We start from the raw sequence: 15,984 nt of genomic DNA on the forward strand, positions 1-15,984 counted from the left end.
GAACTTGTCTTCAGGCCCTGGGTGCCGCTTCGGCCGGCTTGACGCTGGACTCGATCAGGCGTGCCCCGAAGGTTTCCTGCAGCTGCCTGACGTGTGGGTCACGATGCAGGGCAGCCACCGCCTCGGCGTGACGCTCGGCGGCAATCCGGTCGGCACGCAGGCGGGGCGTCTCGATGTCGGTCGGCAAGGACCCCGGCACGATCGCGAGTTGGCGTACGATGCCGATGCCGGCCAGCGCCTCCTGCACACGACGCACGTGGATCTCTGCGTTCATGGCCTCCTGGGACGGGTCGAGGCGCAGCGTCAACCGCCTACCGTCATCGGCTTCGACCACACAGTGGGCCGCAAGGTTGCGCGTCAATCCACCGAGGCCCAGAGCATCGAAACCATCCAGCCAGCGATCATGACTTAGCAGTTCGCCATCTGCCGCTTGCTCTAACGCAGGGCGCGGCTCGTGGGCATTGGCGGGCGCGACCTCGACGACCGGCTCGGGTTCGTCGAGCAGCGCCAGGTCGCTCTCTTCTGTTCGTGCCGCTACTGTCTGTGCCGCTTCTATCTGTGCTGCTGCCCTGCCTGCGTACTCCTCCGCCGGCTGGACGGCGGCAGTGCGCGGCTCGAAGGCAGGTTCAGGCGCGGACGGGTGAGCAAGCTCCGGTTCGGGTGCAGGCTCCGGTTCAGGTTCAGGTTCAGGTTCAGGCTCGGGTACAGGCTCCGGCGAAAGCCGGGACTCGGGAGCCCGCTCAGGCTCAGGTTCGGGCCTTGGCGCGACAGTCGCTTCCGCGGCGAACTCGGGCTCGGCCGTCGCCTGGGCGGTGGAACCAAGCGATGGCTCCGGCGCCGCCTCCTCCCAGGGTGGGGGTGGCTCCGCTGGGCGCACGGCCTCGGCAACAGGCGACGCTGCACTCATCGCCGGGGCCGGCGCGCCAGCCGACTCGCCCTCCGGTGAGGCAGCGGGCGGCGGCTCGCCGGCGCCACCAGCGGGTGCGGCGGACGAACCGCCACTTTCGACACCGCGTAGCGGCAGCGGGGTCTTGGCCGGCTGCGGCACCCCCTGGGGGCGGAAGGCCAGCATGCGCAGCAGCGTCATCTCCAGCGCCGTGCGCAGGTCGGGGGCGTGAGCCATGTCGCCGCGCCCCTGAATGCCGATCTGGTAGTAGAGCTGCACGTCCTCGGCGGTGAAGCGCGAGGCCAGAGCCAGCACCGTGTCCCGGTCGCCGTGGCCGTTGTCCACCGCGGCGGGTACCATCTGAGCCACCGCCAGGCGGTGCAGCACCGCGCTCAGGTCGTCGAGTACGGCGGCGAAATCCGGCCCTTGCTCCGCCAACTGGGCGATCTCGGCCAGCAGCCGTGGCGCATCGACGTCTGCCAGCGCTTCGACCAGTGCCAGCACATGACGGTGATCGAGCGTTCCCAGCATGGCGGCCACGTCAGCATGGCGCACCTGCCCATGGCCGAAGGCGATGGCCTGGTCGGTCAGGCTCATGGCATCGCGCATGGAACCGTCGGCGGCCCGTCCCAGCAGCCACAGCGCACTCTCCTCGAAGCCGATGCCCTCGGCCTCGAGCACCTTGGCCAGGTGGGTGACGATACGCTCCGGCGGCATGTTCTTGAGGGTGAACTGCAGGCAGCGCGACAGTACCGTGGCCGGCAGCTTCTGCGGGTCGGTGGTGGCGAGCAGGAACTTGACGTGGGGCGGCGGCTCTTCCAGCGTCTTGAGCAGCGCGTTGAAGCTGCTGGTGGAGAGCATGTGCACCTCGTCGATGAGGTACACCTTGTAGCGGCCCTGGGTGGGAGCGTACTGCACGTTGTCGAGCAGCTCGCGGGTGTCTTCCACCTTGGTGCGCGAAGCGGCGTCGACTTCGATCAGATCGACGAAGCGGCCCTCGTCGATGGCACGGCAGCTGTCGCACTGGCCGCACGGCGTAGAGGTTATGCCATCGTCACCATACCCTTTGGCCGTACAGTTGAGACATTTGGCAAGTATTCTTGCCAGTGTGGTCTTGCCGACGCCGCGTGTCCCGGTGAACAGGTAGGCATGATGCAAACGCCCCTGATCGAGGGCGTTCACCAGCGCACGCTGGACGTGCTCCTGGCCGACCAGTTCATGGAACGTACGCGGTCGCCATTTGCGGGCCAGAACCTGGTAGCTCATTGCTGTACGGATTCCTTGCAACAGGGCTGGCGGGCAGCCGATCGGAGCAGGGCCTGCTGCGCCCCGACGAAGGTGTCCGGTGACGAGCCGAACGCGAAAACCTCCATTCTACCGGCTGATGCCGGGGGCGCAAAGCACACCCGGCAATGGCCCACGGCCCGCCAGTCGAAGCACCGCCTCGGGGGCTCGTCCGCCAGGCTGGCTGTGTTAGCATGCGTTGAGTATTTTCGACATTTACTGGAGTCATCATGAGCGATCCGCGCTGCGCCTCCTACTATACCGCCACCATCCACCAGGAGTCGGACTACCCTCGGCTGGAAGGCGAAGTGACGGTCGACGTGGCCATCGTCGGCGGCGGCTTCACCGGCGTGGCTACGGCGGTGGAGCTGGCCGAGCGCGGCTATCGGGTAGCCATCGTCGAGGCCAACAAGGTCGGCTGGGGCGCCAGCGGACGCAACGGCGGCCAGGTGACCGGCAGCCTCTCCGGCGAGGCGGCCATGCGCAAGCAGATGCGCCGCACTCTGGGCGAAGCCGCCGACGACTTCGTCTGGAACCTGCGCTGGCGCGGCCAACGCATCATTCGCCAGCGAGTCGAGCAGTACGACATTGCCTGCGACCTGAAGCACGGTCATCTGCAGGCGGCCTGGAAGCCCTCGCACATGGCGGCGCTCAAGGCCGACTTCGAGGCCTGTCAGGCCCGCGGCATGGGCGAGCACGTCGAGCTGCTCGATGCGCATCAGGTACGCGACGTCATCCGCACCGAGCTCTATCACGGCGGTCTGCTCAACCGTTACAACCTGCATCTGCACCCGCTCAACCTGTGCCTGGGCGAGGCGCGCGTGGCCCAACGGCTGGGTGCGCAGATCTTCGAGCATTCGCCGGTGGTGCGCATCGACCACGGCCCCTCGCCCGCCGTGATCACCGCGCACGGCACGCTACGCGCAGACCGCGTACTGCTGGCCGGCAATGCCTATCACCGCCTGGAGCGCCGCCGCCTGGGCGGCAGGCTGTTTCCGGCTTCGCTGGGTATCGTCACCACCGCGCCGCTGGGCGGGCTGGCCGAAGCCATCAACCCCCAGGACCTGGCGGTGTACGACTGCCGCTTCGTGCTCGACTACTACCGTCTCACCGCCGACGGCCGGCTGCTGTTCGGCGGCGGCGCCAACTATTCGGGCAAGGACTCCCCCGACATCGCCGCCGAGCTGCGCCCGCGCCTGGAAGCCACCTTTCCGCAGCTCGCGGGCACGCCCATCGATTACGCCTGGCAGGGCATGGCCGGTATCGTGGTCAATCGTATCCCCATGCTCGGCAGGCTCTCCGACACCGTCTATTACGCCCAGGGCTACTCGGGGCATGGTGTAGCGACCTCGCACATCGTCGGCGAGATCATGGCCAAGGCGATTGCCGGTCACCTGGAGGAGTTCGACACCTTCGCCGCCTGTCGCCACCTCAAGGTGCCGTTCGGCGACGCGCTGGGCAATCCGCTGTTGGCCGCGGGGATGTGGTATTACCAGTTACTCGAGCGCTGGCGCTGAGCCATGCCTGAAAAATGGCTGCGCTCGGCGATTTGTTCAGCGTTTCGCCGCTGCTTATAGTGAGCTTCACCCCAACAACTAGAATAGCGGGCCGGCCATGACAGCTTCCTTTTCCGAACGTATCGACGCCTTTCGTATCGCCCGCCTGCCGGATATCCGCTTCGGTGCCGGCAACATCGAACTGCTGCCGGGGCTGATCGCCGACTACGGCAAGAGCGTGCTGGTGGTCACGGGCAGGCGTTCCTTCGTCGCAACGTCACATTGGCGGGCGCTGGTCGCAGCGCTCGAGGCGCAGGGCGCCAACTGGCATCACGTCACCGTCGAGGGGGAGCCCTCGCCGCAGCGGGTGGATGCCATCGTCGCCGAACAACAGGCTCACGCCATCGACGTCGTGGTCGCCATCGGCGGCGGCAGCGTGCTGGATGCGGCCAAGGCGGTGGCCGGCCTGCTGCGTCCCGGCAATTCGGTGATGGATCACCTGGAGGGCGTTGGCAGCGGCCTGCCCTATCGCGGCCCGGCGGTACCGCTGATTGCCGTGCCCACCACGGCCGGTACCGGCAGCGAAGCAACCAAGAACGCCGTGCTCAGCGTGCAGGGCGCCGACGGATTCAAGAAATCGTTCCGCGACGAGCGCTTGGTCGCCGCTGTGGCGCTGGTCGACCCGCAGCTGCTGGCGGGGTGCCCCAAGGCGCAGATTGCCGCCAACGGCATGGATGCCTTCACCCAGCTACTCGAATCCTACGTCTCGCTCAATGCCAGCCCCGCCACCGACGCCCTGGCCTGGTCCGGCATGCAGGCGTTCTGTCGCGGCTTCTGGTCGGCCTGGCAGGCGAACCATCCCGAGGCCGAGCAGGGCTACGAACAGATCGCCTACGCTTCGCTGATGTCGGGCATCACCCTGGCCCAGGCGGGCCTGGGATCGGTACACGGGCTGGCCTCGCCGCTGGGCGCCTTCTTCCCGATTCCTCACGGTACGGTGTGCGGCACTCTGGTTGCCGAGGCCACCGAGGTCAACGTTGCGGCGCTGCGCCAGCGTGAGCCGCACGCAGCGGCCCTGGCCAAGTACGCCGAGGCCGGCCGCCTGGTCAGCGGCGAATGCGAGCTCAGCGACAGCGATGCCTGCGATGCGCTGGTCGCAACGCTGCGCGAATGGACCCAGCGGCTCGACATGCCGAGGCTCGGCGCCTACGGCATGCAGCGGGACGACATCGAGCGCGTGGTCGCCGGCGCCCGGGGCGGAAGCATGAAAACCAACCCCCTGGTGCTGACCGATGCCGAGCTGGGCAGCCTGTTGGAACGGCGACTCTAGGCGGCCCAAGGCGGCACTAGCCGGCTCTAACCAGGGCGGCATCGAAGCCGCTCAACACATTCACCACGTTGATGCCGATCTCCTCCACCGCATAGCCGCCCTCGAGCAGGAAGACGGTGGGTAGGCCCAGCGCGGCCAGGCGGCGTCCGACATCCGGGTAGTCGTCGCTTCTCAGCTTGAAGCTGCTGATCGGGTCGTGCTCGAAGGTATCCACCCCGAGCGACACGATCAGCAGTTCGGCCCCGGCCTGACGAATGCGCGCCAGCCCCTCGTCGAGAGCCGCCGACCAGCGCGCGTAATCGGTACCGGGCGGCATGGGATAGTTGACGTTGTAGCCCGCGCCCCGGCCGCTGCCGGTCTCGTCGGCGTGGCCCAGGTAATAGGGAAAGCAGTGCAGTGGGTCGCCGTGCAGCGATACCACGATCACGTCGTCGCGGGAGTAGAAGATCTCCTGGGTGCCGTTGCCGTGATGAAAGTCGATGTCCAGCACCGCTACCCGCGAATGGCCGTGCTTCAGGGCCTGCTCGGCGGCGATGGCCGCGTTGTTGAAGAAGCAGTAGCCGCCGAACTGGTTCGACGACGCATGGTGGCCCGGCGGACGGCACAGACCGAAGCTCGGCTCGCCGCTCTTGAGCGTGTGATCCAGCGCCGACAGGGCGATGTCCTTGCTGACCTCGGCGGCTTCGAAGGTATTGGCGCAAATCGAGGTCTCGCCGGTCTGGGCGTAATAGCCGAGCCGCCCTTCGATATGCTCGGGTATCCGCGTGCCGGGCATCGAACGGGACGGCCAGATGTTGGGGATCGCCTCGCCGGCCATGCCGACCGCCTTCCACTCCTCCCAGCAGCTGGCCAGGAACTCGACGTAGTCGCGATCATGTACGGCCAGCACCGGCTCGAGACCGAAGCGGACCGGGGCCTGCACCGGGCCAAGCCCGCTCGCTCGAATCCGCTCGAGCACCAGGTCGACGCGCTCCGGACACTCGAAAGGCGCCATGAGCAACCCCTCGTTGAGCTCGGTCTTGGCGCGACGCAGCTTGGTCGACTCGCTATGGAAGGTCAGCATGACGACACCTCTTCGGGATGGTTCGCCTGACCTTGCCATGCCCTAGGCCGAGATACCATATAGTGGAATACTTCAACGACGAGCGCCGACTGGGGGAGGGCCAATGCTAAGTGACATCGAACAGCGCATCGTCGAGCGCTGCGAGGCGCTGATGGACGACACCCTGGCGCTGACCCGCGACCTCGTGCGCGGCTACAGCGTGCTGGGCCAGGAGCACGGCGTACTCGAGACCATGGAGCGCTGGTTCGAGCGCCTCGAGCTGCCGGTTACCCGGGTGCCGCTGGACGCCCCCGGTTTCGCCGAGCACACCCACCGCGCCCCCACCGAATGGGACTGCACCGAACGCTATAACCTGGTGGCCCAACTCAATGCCGAGGCTCCGGGGCCGCATCTGGTATTCAACGGCCATCTCGACGTGGTCCCCGCCGAGCCCACCGACATGTGGACCCGCCCACCCTGGGAGCCCTGGGAACGGGACGGCTGGCTCTACGGGCGCGGCGCCGGCGACATGAAGGCCGGCATTGCCGCCATGACCCTGGCCGTGCAGGCGGTGCGTCAGGCCGGCGTGGCTATCGACTTCCCGCTGACCCTGCAGACGGTGATCGAGGAGGAGTGCACCGGCAACGGCGCCCTGGCCTGCCTGCACCAGGGCTTCAGCGGCGACTTCGTGCTGATTCCCGAACCCTTCGGCGCGCGGATCTATGCCGGCCAGGTCGGTGTGCTGTGGTTCCGTATGCGCCTCGACGGCGTGCCGGCCCACGTGCTCGACACCCGTGCCGGGCGCAACGCCATCGAGACACTGGTCGAATATTTGCCCGCGTTCAAGGCGCTGGAGGCCGAGATCAACGGCCTGCCGCGCCAGGCGCCCTACGACACCCTCGACAGCCCCTTCAATCTCAGCATCGGCAAGATCGAAGGGGGCAACTGGGCCTCCAGCGTGCCCGCCCATGCCATCCTCGAAGGCCGCGTGGGCTTCCCGCCGGGCATGACGCCCGACGAGGTGATGGAGCGTGTGCGCCGCTGCGTGGAGGCACGCCACGCCGAACTTGCCGATGACGGCCCCATGCCCCGGGTGGAGTTCCACGGCTTTCGCTCCGAAGGACACCTGGTCGACCTCGAGGCACCGGGCATTGCCCTGCTTTCGCGCTGCCACCAGGATCTGCTCGGCGCCCCGCCGGCCACCTATCTCTCCACCTGCACCACCGACCTGCGCGCCTTCCACGTCAGCGGCGCGATCAATGGCACCTGCTACGGGCCGGTGGCCCAGCGCATCCATGGCGTCGACGAGTGCGTAGAGATCGACTCGATTCGCCACGTGCTGACCACCTACGCGCTGTTCATCCATCGCTGGGCGGAGATGACCTGAAACCAGGGACACGAATTCTAAAGGGGATCAAAACGCAGCGGGGAGGCCATTGGCCTCCCCGCTCGTTCTTTCATTCGTGCGTGTAAGTGCTCGTCGCTGCCGGACTCAGGCGCAGTCCGCCGCACCCTCACCGAACATGTCGAACAGCAGCTCGCGGCCCATGGCGCTCAGCACGAAGCGACCGTGTTCGTTGTAGATGGCGGCCTCGCTGCTCTCGAGTACCCGCTGGCAGGCCGGCCACTCCTGGGAGGCTTCGCGCATCTGGCGCAGCGCGCGGCTATCGAGTCCACGGAAGGGGATGGTGATGGTCTCCAGCACGTGACCCTGCTGGTAGAGTAGAAAGGCAGCGTTCGACAGGCACTGGCGCAGGCTGCGCTGAATACCGGCGTTGGGCGTGGCGTCGATCTGCATGGTGCACATCCTCTCGCAAGCGTTTTGCTGCGCTGCATATTAACACCAAAGTCTAAATAGACCAAGGTCTAACATCGAAGCGCGCTGCGCGGAGATACACAAGACGAAAAGAAAACAAGAGGCCGAAATGGAGGCAGCCCCGACAGCCACATCCCGGCACACGCGACCACCACTACCGTTGCTCCCTTCCGGGCCTGGCGGGGTTTGCGGTTTAGCGTTGCGGGAGGACCGACGGGGCCACCACGACACGATGCCTTCGAGGCATCGAACCCGGCGTGCATCAATGGCTTGCCGAGTGCGCGTGCACTATACCAGCGGCACCGGAGGCGAGCAAGGACCGTCGCTCGAGGCAGGCATGAGCGACGGCCCGGGCTGTAAGGCGGAGCCAAATCGGCTAGGGTGAAAGGGCAAGGGAGACGATGAGGAGAGGCACACACACCGGAGGAGACGCCCCATGAAGAAGAATCCCGACAAGGGCTACATTGCATTGCTCGGCTGGAGCCTGAATGCCGTCGAGGCTGCCGAGAACTTCGACCGTCGCTACATCGTGGTAGCGCCGGAATGGGCGGAAGAGTACTGCCAGAAACACGATATCCCCCATGTGTCATGGAATTTCGAGCGCCTCAACGACCGCTCGCTGGAAATTGCCGAGACCTTGAAGGAAATGGGAGTGGACGTGGCAATCCCCCTGTTCGAGGAAACCGTCGAATGGGCCGGCGCCATCAACTCGGTATTACTCGACAACCCGCGGCTATACGGCCAATCGCTGCTGCTGCGCGACAAGGCGCTGATGAAACGCCGCGCCCAGCTTGGCGGCATTCGCGTGGGGATCTTCGAGGAGGCCCACGACAAGGGCGACGTCATCCGCTTTCTCAAGCGCGTCAACCAGACCCTGCTCAAGCTGGACGGCGACCCCAACGACCCCATTCATCTCAAGGCCTTCGACAAGGCCGGCTGCCTGGGGCATCGGGTGATACGCACCCCCGACGAGGTCGATACCATTCCCGATGAAGAGTTTCCGGTGCTGATGGAGTCGCACCTGGACGGCTGGGAATTTGCCGTGGAGGCGTGGATCCATGACGGCAAGATCGCCTTTCTCAACATCTCGGAATACGTCACCCTGGGCTACTCGGTCTTCGTGCCCGCCTCGCCGGAACTGGAACGCTACCGGCCCCAGATCACCGCTCAGATCGAAAAGCTGATCAAGGCCTTCGACATCGATTTCGGCCTGATCCATCCCGAGTATTTCGTCACCAGCGACGGCGAGATGTACTTCGGCGAGGTGGCCTATCGCCCACCGGGCTTCAAGGTGTTCGAGCTGCTCGAGCGGGTCTACGGCTTCAATGCCTACCAGGCCAGCATGCTGGTGTTCGACCCCAAGAGCAGCGCCGAAGAGGTCGCCGCCTTCTTCCCTCGCGAGGTCGAGGATGCCAAGTGCTATGCCGGCTGCTTCGGCGTCTATCCACGGCGTCGCGTGGTCAGCCGCCTGGAGATCCCCGAAGAGGTGGAAGACGACCCCTACTTCGAATCCCACGAACTCACGCCGCCCATGGAGGAAACCGTGACCAAGCGCACCGCTTTCGGCACGCACTGGGGGCTGATCTACTTCAAGGGCGACGATCCGGAGCGCCTGCGGGATCTGCTCAAGCACCAGGAAGAGCTTGATTTCTACATTTGATCAGGGCGTGATGGTGCGACAGCTCGATCACAAGGAGTCGGCGTGACCACTAACGGGCACATGCACGAGGGCACCCCGCCAGCGGACGAGGAGAAGCTGCTCAGACTACTGGCCAACCTCGACGAGGCAGCCGCCATGCTCGGCGAAGCCCGCGACTTCGCCAAGCCGGGCAAACTTCCCCGGGTGCTGGATACGGCACGTCGCGTGCTGCTCCATCCCGGTGGCGCCGCCGCCCTGGAGGTACGCGCCAGGGCATTGGAAGAGGCCGGCGTGTTTCTCGGCTCCGACTGGGCCACGCCGCAGTATCTGCTCCCTTCCCTCACCACCTACTCGCTCAAGAGCCCCGACGCCAACACGGTGGTGATCGAGGCCTTGAGCGAGCTGCGTCTGCTGGCGGTGGCCAAGGGCGACTATCTGCATTCGCTGGTGTCCGGCGAGCAGGCCCACCACTACCTGACCCAGGTGATGGCGCTCAACCTCTGGCTGCTGTTCAGTTCCCCCAGCGAGGCGGAGCGGGAAACCCAGGGACGACTGGCGCGGATTCCACGCTATCTGTTCCATCACCTTGCCGAGCGTATCGGCTACGAGCACATCATCGATCAGCTGATCGAGGAGATCTGGCGGGTGCTGCAGCAGCGCCCGATCCAGGTGGAGGCGGTAAAGCAGATGATCACCCAGATCGCCATCTGCCAGGCCGATCCGGCCATCGATCTCGGTACCAGCGGCCAGGGTGCCGACCGCCTGGTGAGTTCGCTGTATGGCCCCTCCCGCGCCTGCCGCGAAGACCCCGGCCTCGAGGTCTATCGCCAGCGTCTGGCCAGTATGGACAACGCCGCCCTGCAGGGAGAAGCCACCGGCTTCGCCCGCGCCATGCACGACACCGGGCTGGTGTCGCCCTACCACCCGGTGCTGCTGCGCCACCTGCTCGACCACGGCGACCATCTCATCACCGAGGCCCTGGGGCTCTCCTCCACCGGCCGCGACTGCCTGCTGTGCTACCGCGAGCTGGCTCACGCGCTGATCCGCAGTGCGGTGCACCCGGCCACGCCCCAGGCGGTGTACGGCCTGGCGCTGATGCTGGAGCGCGGCATCCTCTATCAACCCCCTGTTGCCCCCGCCATGTGGCGTCAACTGGGACTACCGCTCTCCGAGTGGTCCCAGGCCCGCCTCAACCTGGCATACGGCGACGCGGTGTCACCGCGTGCCCGCCTGCTCGAGGGGGTGTTGTGCATGCTGGGGCTGCCGCTGGGCGTAGGTCAGGGCAACAACCCGACCTGTCAGTCGGCCAGGGCACTCTCCATGTGGGCTTACAACGATCCCGACTACCTGCTGCAGATGGTGGCCTGGGCCGCCCGCGACGACGAGATCGTGATGCACTTCGAAGGCCAGCCGATCTCCTCGATGGAGAGCAGCGGTGGCGTGGCACAGAGCCTGCCGATGGATCTCGATCCGGTGTCGCTGATCGTGGTGCCGCACCTGGACCGCATCTATGCCGAGATGGGCCGGCGCTGCATCGGCCGCGAGGGCGACCCGCACCGCTGGGTCAATCCGGAGTTCCACGGTTGGTGGTCAGGGCGCGGCTTTCGTATCAACGTGGACGTGGCCAGCGGCCAGCTGCATGAGCTGGACGTCTTTTTGCGCCACTTCTACGCCAGCTATCACCCCTACTACAACGGCAATCAGCCCCTCATCCACCCGCAGCCGGCGGGCATCGCCGTGACCGATAGCGCGGCGCGCTTCATCGGTTGGCACGCCATCACCATCCTGCGCGTCTCCCTCGATCCCACGGACGTGATGCGGGTCTACTTCTTCAATCCCAACAACGACAGCGGCCAGGACTGGGGCGATGGCGTCAGGGTCAGTACGGCAGGCAACGGCGAGCGCTTCGGCGAAGCCTCCCTGCCCTTCGAGCAGTTCGCCTCGCGGCTCTACATCTTCCACTACGATCCGCTGGAGCGCGGCGAGCTGGCCAACGTCACCCAGGAGGAGCTCAACCGGGTCACCGGCTACGTTCATCGCAGTTGGGGGGCGAACCGGGTACCCGCCGCCGATCTGCAGGCTGATAGCGGACACCCGAACCCAGGTACTTGACCCGCATCAGGACAATGACTCGGGGCTCTGCCAGAATGGCAGTATCTCAATGTGAGGCTCGCTTCGAGGGAGTTCGAATGGATTTCAAGTTATTGATGGTTTTCGTCGACCAGGACAGGACCGATACCGTGCTGACTGCCGCACGGGAAGCAGGCGCCACCGGGGCTACCATCATCAACAACGCCCAAGGCCAGGGGCTCAAGCCGCAGTTGACCTTCTTCGGCCTGGAATTCATGGCGTCTCGCAGCGTGATTCTCATTCTGGTGGAAGCCCGCCGTTCAGAGGATGTACTGAACGCCGTGAGCACGGCGGGCAAGCTCGACGAGAGTCTCGACACGGGCATTGCGCTGGAAATCGAGGTGTCCAAGGCGCTGGGGCTGACGGAACACATCAAGGCCCTGAGCAAGGAGCACCCGTTCGACTGAGCGCTACTCGGGTGGCTGGCCGGAGCCGGTGAGGCGCCGTTCCACCCGCTCGAGATTGTCCTGCGAGCCCAACAGTACCAGCACGTCGTTGGTCTGGACTTCGGTGGCAGCGCCTGGGTAGCGCTCACGCTTGTCATCACGAACCAGCGCCGTGACGGAGACATCGTCCCGCTCGGTATCCAGCTCCGAAAGGCTCTGGCCAATTGCCGGTGAGCCCTCGGACATCAGCACCGAATGCAATCGCTCCTGCTCCGATGCCTCCGGTTTGATACTGTCCAGCGTACCGCGAAACAGCTCCCTGAGCATGCGGTAGTGGCTGCTGCGCTGCTCCTGCAATCGCAGCGCCACCCGGTACAGAGGCACGCCCAGCGACTGCAGCGCGTGGGAAGTCAGCAGCATGCTCGCTTCCAGTGTCTCGGGTATGACCTCGGTGGCACCTGCCTTACGCAGCTCCTCCACATGCTGCTGGTCCCGGGTACGAACCACTGCCGCCAGCTCGGGATTCAGGCGCTTGGCATTGCGCAGCGTCGCCAGCGCCGCCGGCCTGTCGTCGTGGCTGATGACCAGTAGCGCCGCCCGCTCCACACCGACGTTTTCCAGCACCGTCAGGTCCGATGAGTCGCCATAGAACACCTGCTGCCCCGCCAGCCGCGCCTCCCTCACGATGGCCGGGTCCATATCCAGCGCCAGGTAGTCGAAGCCTTCGCTTTCGAGAAAACGGCTCACCGTTTGGCCGGTACGGCCAAAGCCGCAAATCACCACATGCCCCTGGCTCTCGGTAGGCTCGGACGGCGTCGGTACGTCGCCAGCCGGTTTCGCTCGGCCTCGTGAGCGGCCGAATGCCCATAGTGCCAAAGGTTGATTGAAGCGAATCAGCAGTGGCGCCAGGATCATCGAGAACAGCACGGCGTTGAGCACGATCTGCGCCGGCCGGCTGGCGATGACGTTGCCATCCAGGCCAATGGCCAACAGCGCGAAGCCGAACTCACCGCCGACGGCCAGCACCAGCCCGGTACGAAACGCCGTCTGGGGATCGACCCCCGAGAAACGTACGATCAGCGTGATCAGCACCACCTTTATGCCCAGCAGCCCCACCGCTCCCAGCAGCGCTTCGAGCCAGATATCGGGCAAAAGCGCGGGCTCGACCAGCATGCCAATACTGACGAAGAAGAGCCCAAGCAATACGTCGCGGAACGGACGAATGGTGGACTCGACCTGATGGCGGAACTCCGTGTCACCGAGCACCATGCCGGCAAGAAAGGCGCCGAACGCCATGGACAGCCCGAGCGTCTTGGTGGTCCAGGCGGATACCAGAGAGACGAACAACACCGTGAGGGTGAACAGCTCCGCCGAGCGCCGTTCGGCTACCAGGTGAAACAGAGGACGCAGCAGATACCTTCCCGACAGCAGCACGATAACGAACGCGAGGAAGGCCTTGGCCAGAGCCATCCCTAGCGCCCCTGCCACCTCATGCATGGCAGCTACACCCAACACCGGGATGATCACCACGAAAGGAACGGCAGTAATATCCTGGAAGACCGACATGGTAGTGCCGAGCCGCCCATGTCGCGCCTGACTCTCACCCTGCTCCAGCAACTGCTTGGTGATGATGGAGGTCGATGACTGGGCGAACACCGCTCCGACGACGAACGCCGCCGGCCCGGGCAACCCCAGCCACCAGGCGATCATTGACACTACCAGGGTAGTCAACGCCACCTGTGCCGTACCCAACCCGAGAATGGTATGGCGCAGCGCATAGATTTGCGGCAGGGAAAAGCTGAGGCCGATGGTGAAGAGCAGAAACACGATGCCGAACTCGGCGATGACGTCGATGTAGTCGTTGTCGATTACCGGGCCGGCCGTGTGGGCGCCCAGCATCACGCCGACTAGCAAATATCCCAGGCTAGGTGGGATCCTGAAGCGCTGAAAGACCAGCACGACCAATACCGTTGCACCAAGCAACAGCAGTAACTGCACCAGCGCCTGCTCAAGCATTCATTCGTTCCTGCTCATTGGATGGAGCGTCCCTGTGAAGTTGCTGAATGGGTATCATGATATTGAAATTCAACGTGTACGCATCAACCAGCGCGCCCAGAACGGCGCGAAGAGCATCAGCGCCACCATGCGCAGCAGGTGATGAAAGGCGACGAAGACGGGGTCGAGATCCAGCGCCACGGCGAGTATCGCCATCTCGCCGATACCGCCGGGGGCCAGCGCCAGCAGCGCCACGTCGCGGGGCACGCCGACCAGGCGGTGGATCAGTTCGGCGAAGCCTGCCAGCACCGCCAGCGCCAGCAGCGTGGCAATGAAGGCTTCGAACAGATAGCGTCCCAGCCTGGCGGAAGAGAGCCCGCGAAAACGCGAGCCGATGGCACAGCCGAGCACCCACAGCATGACATTCATACCCCAGTCCGGCAGGCGCAGGCTGGCAATGTCGAAGCCGGAGAGCAGACCGGCGAAGAGCAGCGGTGCGAGCAGCGTGTAACTGGGCAGGCGCAGCCAACGCCCCAGGGGAAACAGCAGCGGCAGAGCCAGCAGCATCCAGGCGGAGGCAAAGCCGTTCTCGATCTCCGCCGCCTGGGGCGCTGCGCCACCTTCGTAGGCCCAGAACAGCGGCGGCAGGATCATGATCACCAGCACGATACGCAGCGACTGGGCGATGGCGATACGCCGCGGATCGCCGCCGCACTTCTCCCCCATCAGGATCATCGCCGTCATCGCGCCGGGCGCCGAGGAGAACCAGGCGCTCATCGAATCGAAGCCGCAGCGCCGGTACCAGGCGGCGGCCACTGCCGTGGAAGCGGCCACGCCGAGCAGCAGCAGCGCCGCGGAAAGCGGCCAGTCGAGCACCCGCTGGGCCAGCTGTGGCGTCACCTGACTGCCCAGCACCAGGCCGAGCACGCCGATAAAGGCCTCGCGCAGCGGTTCGGGCACGCGCACGTCGCCGCCCTTCGCCGACATGATCAGGTTGGCCGTCAGCGGCCCCAGCATCCATGCCAGCGGCATGCCGATGAGGTGGAAAATCAGCCCACCCAGCGCCCCGATGGCCAGCGACCTGGCCAGTGCCCTCCCTTCGCTTCGCTCCACGCAGCTCCCTTCTGTTAACTGGCTAACTAAACGATTATGCCATAATGGCGGCCCCGCTTCTGGCTGCCACTCTTGCTGCATGAGGAACTATTGCATGCCCCGCCTCGATCAGCTGCTCGTTTCCCAGGGCCTGGCCCGCTCGCGAACCCGCGCCCAGCGGCTGATCCGCCATGGCCGGGTCAGCCTGGCGGAGAGCGGAAAAATACTCAGCAAGCCCGGTGAGAAGCTGCCCGAAGGGGTGCGTCTGGCGGTGACCGAAGACCCCGAGGAGCGCTACGTCTCACGGGCGGGGCTGAAGCTGGAGGCACTGGTCGCAGCGCTGGGACTCGAGCTGTCGGGCCGAGTGGTGCTCGACGTGGGGCAGTCCACCGGCGGCTTCACCGATTGTGCCCTGGCCTTCGGTGCGCGCCATGTTATCGGTATCGAAGTGGGCCACGGCCAGCTAGACCCGGAGCTGCGTGGCGACCCTCGCGTGACCTGCCTAGAGGGGCTCAATGCGCGGGCCATGCACGACGAGCCGCGCCTGCACGACGCCCTCGCCGCTCAGAGCGCCGCGGCCCCCGATATCGTCGTGATGGACGTCTCGTTCATTTCGCAGACGCTGATCCTGCCCGAGATCGCCCGACTGCTGCGCCCCGGCGGCGAACTGCTGAGTCTGGTCAAGCCGCAGTTCGAGGTGGGCCCGGGCGGGGTCAATTCACGCGGCATCGTCTCCGACCCGGCCCGCTACGGCGAGGTGGAAGCCACCGTTCGCGCCTGCTGCGCCGAGTACGGGCTTGACGTTCGCCACTGGCAGGAGAGCCCGCTGGCCGGCGGAGACGGTAACCGCGAGTTCCTGCTACACGCCGTCAAGCAGTGACGGCGTTG

The 15,984-nt window shown here is 65.7% G+C and carries 12 protein-coding genes and 1 other RNA gene; 7 read left to right on the top strand and 6 right to left on the bottom strand.

Features of this window, described 5'->3' with window-relative positions; all coding sequences use genetic code 11:
- Positions 1–10: 10 nt before the first annotated feature.
- Positions 11–2,152, bottom strand: coding sequence for a DNA polymerase III subunit gamma/tau (gene dnaX / locus HOP58_RS04660; protein WP_234259696.1), 2,142 nt, complete (start codon positions 2,150–2,152; stop codon positions 11–13).
- 248 nt (positions 2,153–2,400) lie between these two features.
- Here dnaX and HOP58_RS04665 point away from each other — a divergent pair, with 248 nt between their 5' ends.
- Together HOP58_RS04665 and HOP58_RS04670 are read left to right on the top strand one after the other, a co-directional pair.
- Complete coding sequence (locus HOP58_RS04665; RefSeq protein ID WP_010627886.1) at positions 2,401–3,687, top strand: FAD-binding oxidoreductase; 1,287 nt, start codon at positions 2,401–2,403, stop codon at positions 3,685–3,687.
- A gap of 97 nt (positions 3,688–3,784) precedes the next feature.
- Complete coding sequence (locus tag HOP58_RS04670; RefSeq protein ID WP_234259697.1) at positions 3,785–4,996, top strand: iron-containing alcohol dehydrogenase; 1,212 nt, start codon at positions 3,785–3,787, stop codon at positions 4,994–4,996.
- A gap of 16 nt (positions 4,997–5,012) precedes the next feature.
- On the opposite strand, the gene HOP58_RS04675 is transcribed toward HOP58_RS04670, so the two are convergent.
- Positions 5,013–6,059 (bottom strand): histone deacetylase family protein, encoded by a 1,047-nt coding sequence (locus HOP58_RS04675; protein ID WP_234259698.1) that lies wholly within the window; start codon positions 6,057–6,059, stop codon positions 5,013–5,015.
- 103 nt (positions 6,060–6,162) lie between these two features.
- Here HOP58_RS04675 and HOP58_RS04680 point away from each other — a divergent pair, with 103 nt between their 5' ends.
- Positions 6,163–7,425, top strand: coding sequence for an ArgE/DapE family deacylase (locus HOP58_RS04680; protein WP_010627883.1), 1,263 nt, complete (start codon positions 6,163–6,165; stop codon positions 7,423–7,425).
- 105 nt (positions 7,426–7,530) lie between these two features.
- Here HOP58_RS04680 and HOP58_RS04685 read toward each other — a convergent pair whose 3' ends face one another.
- Together HOP58_RS04685 and ffs are read right to left on the bottom strand one after the other, a co-directional pair.
- A complete protein-coding gene (locus tag HOP58_RS04685) occupies positions 7,531–7,836 on the bottom strand; it encodes a hypothetical protein (protein WP_010627882.1) in 306 nt (101 codons plus the stop codon).
- A 137-nt stretch (positions 7,837–7,973) separates the two neighbouring features.
- Positions 7,974–8,070, bottom strand: an RNA gene (ffs, locus tag HOP58_RS04690) — signal recognition particle sRNA small type.
- 220 nt (positions 8,071–8,290) lie between these two features.
- Between ffs and HOP58_RS04695 the strand changes: the two genes are divergently transcribed.
- The 3 genes from HOP58_RS04695 (at position 8,291) to HOP58_RS04705 (ending at position 12,030) form a co-directional block, all read left to right on the top strand.
- The gene (locus HOP58_RS04695; protein WP_010627881.1) at positions 8,291–9,514 is read left to right on the top strand and encodes a carboxylate--amine ligase; all 1,224 of its coding nucleotides are present in this window, start codon (positions 8,291–8,293) and stop codon (positions 9,512–9,514) included.
- A gap of 60 nt (positions 9,515–9,574) precedes the next feature.
- On the top strand, positions 9,575–11,605 hold the full coding sequence (locus HOP58_RS04700) for a hypothetical protein (RefSeq protein ID WP_234259762.1): 2,031 nt from the start codon (positions 9,575–9,577) through the stop codon (positions 11,603–11,605).
- A 77-nt stretch (positions 11,606–11,682) separates the two neighbouring features.
- Positions 11,683–12,030: a nitrogen regulatory protein P-II gene (locus HOP58_RS04705; protein WP_010627879.1), complete on the top strand. Its 348-nt coding sequence runs from the start codon at positions 11,683–11,685 to the stop codon at positions 12,028–12,030.
- A gap of 3 nt (positions 12,031–12,033) precedes the next feature.
- Here HOP58_RS04705 and HOP58_RS04710 read toward each other — a convergent pair whose 3' ends face one another.
- Entirely contained in the window at positions 12,034–14,025 is a 1,992-nt protein-coding gene (locus tag HOP58_RS04710) for a monovalent cation:proton antiporter family protein (protein WP_010627878.1), read from the bottom strand.
- 69 nt (positions 14,026–14,094) lie between these two features.
- Positions 14,095–15,117, bottom strand: coding sequence for an AbrB family transcriptional regulator (locus HOP58_RS04715; RefSeq protein ID WP_010627877.1), 1,023 nt, complete (start codon positions 15,115–15,117; stop codon positions 14,095–14,097).
- 94 nt (positions 15,118–15,211) lie between these two features.
- Here HOP58_RS04715 and HOP58_RS04720 point away from each other — a divergent pair, with 94 nt between their 5' ends.
- Complete coding sequence (locus HOP58_RS04720; RefSeq protein ID WP_010627876.1) at positions 15,212–15,976, top strand: TlyA family RNA methyltransferase; 765 nt, start codon at positions 15,212–15,214, stop codon at positions 15,974–15,976.
- Positions 15,977–15,984: the final 8 nt, after the last annotated feature.

The organism is Halomonas sp. MCCC 1A11062 (assembly GCF_021404355.1).
In the GTDB taxonomy this organism is placed as follows: Bacteria; Pseudomonadota; Gammaproteobacteria; order Pseudomonadales; family Halomonadaceae; genus Halomonas; species Halomonas aerodenitrificans.

Bases quoted from the DNA above. Each gene is read 5' to 3' on its own strand.
- dnaX (WP_234259696.1), bottom strand. From the start codon at position 2,152: ATGAGCTACCAGGTTCTGGCCCGCAAATGGCGACCGCGTACGTTCCAT.
- HOP58_RS04665 (WP_010627886.1), top strand. From the start codon at position 2,401: ATGAGCGATCCGCGCTGCGCCTCCTACTATACCGCCACCATCCACCAG.
- HOP58_RS04670 (WP_234259697.1), top strand. From the start codon at position 3,785: ATGACAGCTTCCTTTTCCGAACGTATCGACGCCTTTCGTATCGCCCGC.
- HOP58_RS04675 (WP_234259698.1), bottom strand. From the start codon at position 6,059: ATGCTGACCTTCCATAGCGAGTCGACCAAGCTGCGTCGCGCCAAGACC.
- HOP58_RS04680 (WP_010627883.1), top strand. From the start codon at position 6,163: ATGCTAAGTGACATCGAACAGCGCATCGTCGAGCGCTGCGAGGCGCTG.
- HOP58_RS04685 (WP_010627882.1), bottom strand. From the start codon at position 7,836: ATGCAGATCGACGCCACGCCCAACGCCGGTATTCAGCGCAGCCTGCGC.
- HOP58_RS04695 (WP_010627881.1), top strand. From the start codon at position 8,291: ATGAAGAAGAATCCCGACAAGGGCTACATTGCATTGCTCGGCTGGAGC.
- HOP58_RS04700 (WP_234259762.1), top strand. From the start codon at position 9,575: ATGCACGAGGGCACCCCGCCAGCGGACGAGGAGAAGCTGCTCAGACTA.
- HOP58_RS04705 (WP_010627879.1), top strand. From the start codon at position 11,683: ATGGATTTCAAGTTATTGATGGTTTTCGTCGACCAGGACAGGACCGAT.
- HOP58_RS04710 (WP_010627878.1), bottom strand. From the start codon at position 14,025: ATGCTTGAGCAGGCGCTGGTGCAGTTACTGCTGTTGCTTGGTGCAACG.
- HOP58_RS04720 (WP_010627876.1), top strand. From the start codon at position 15,212: ATGCCCCGCCTCGATCAGCTGCTCGTTTCCCAGGGCCTGGCCCGCTCG.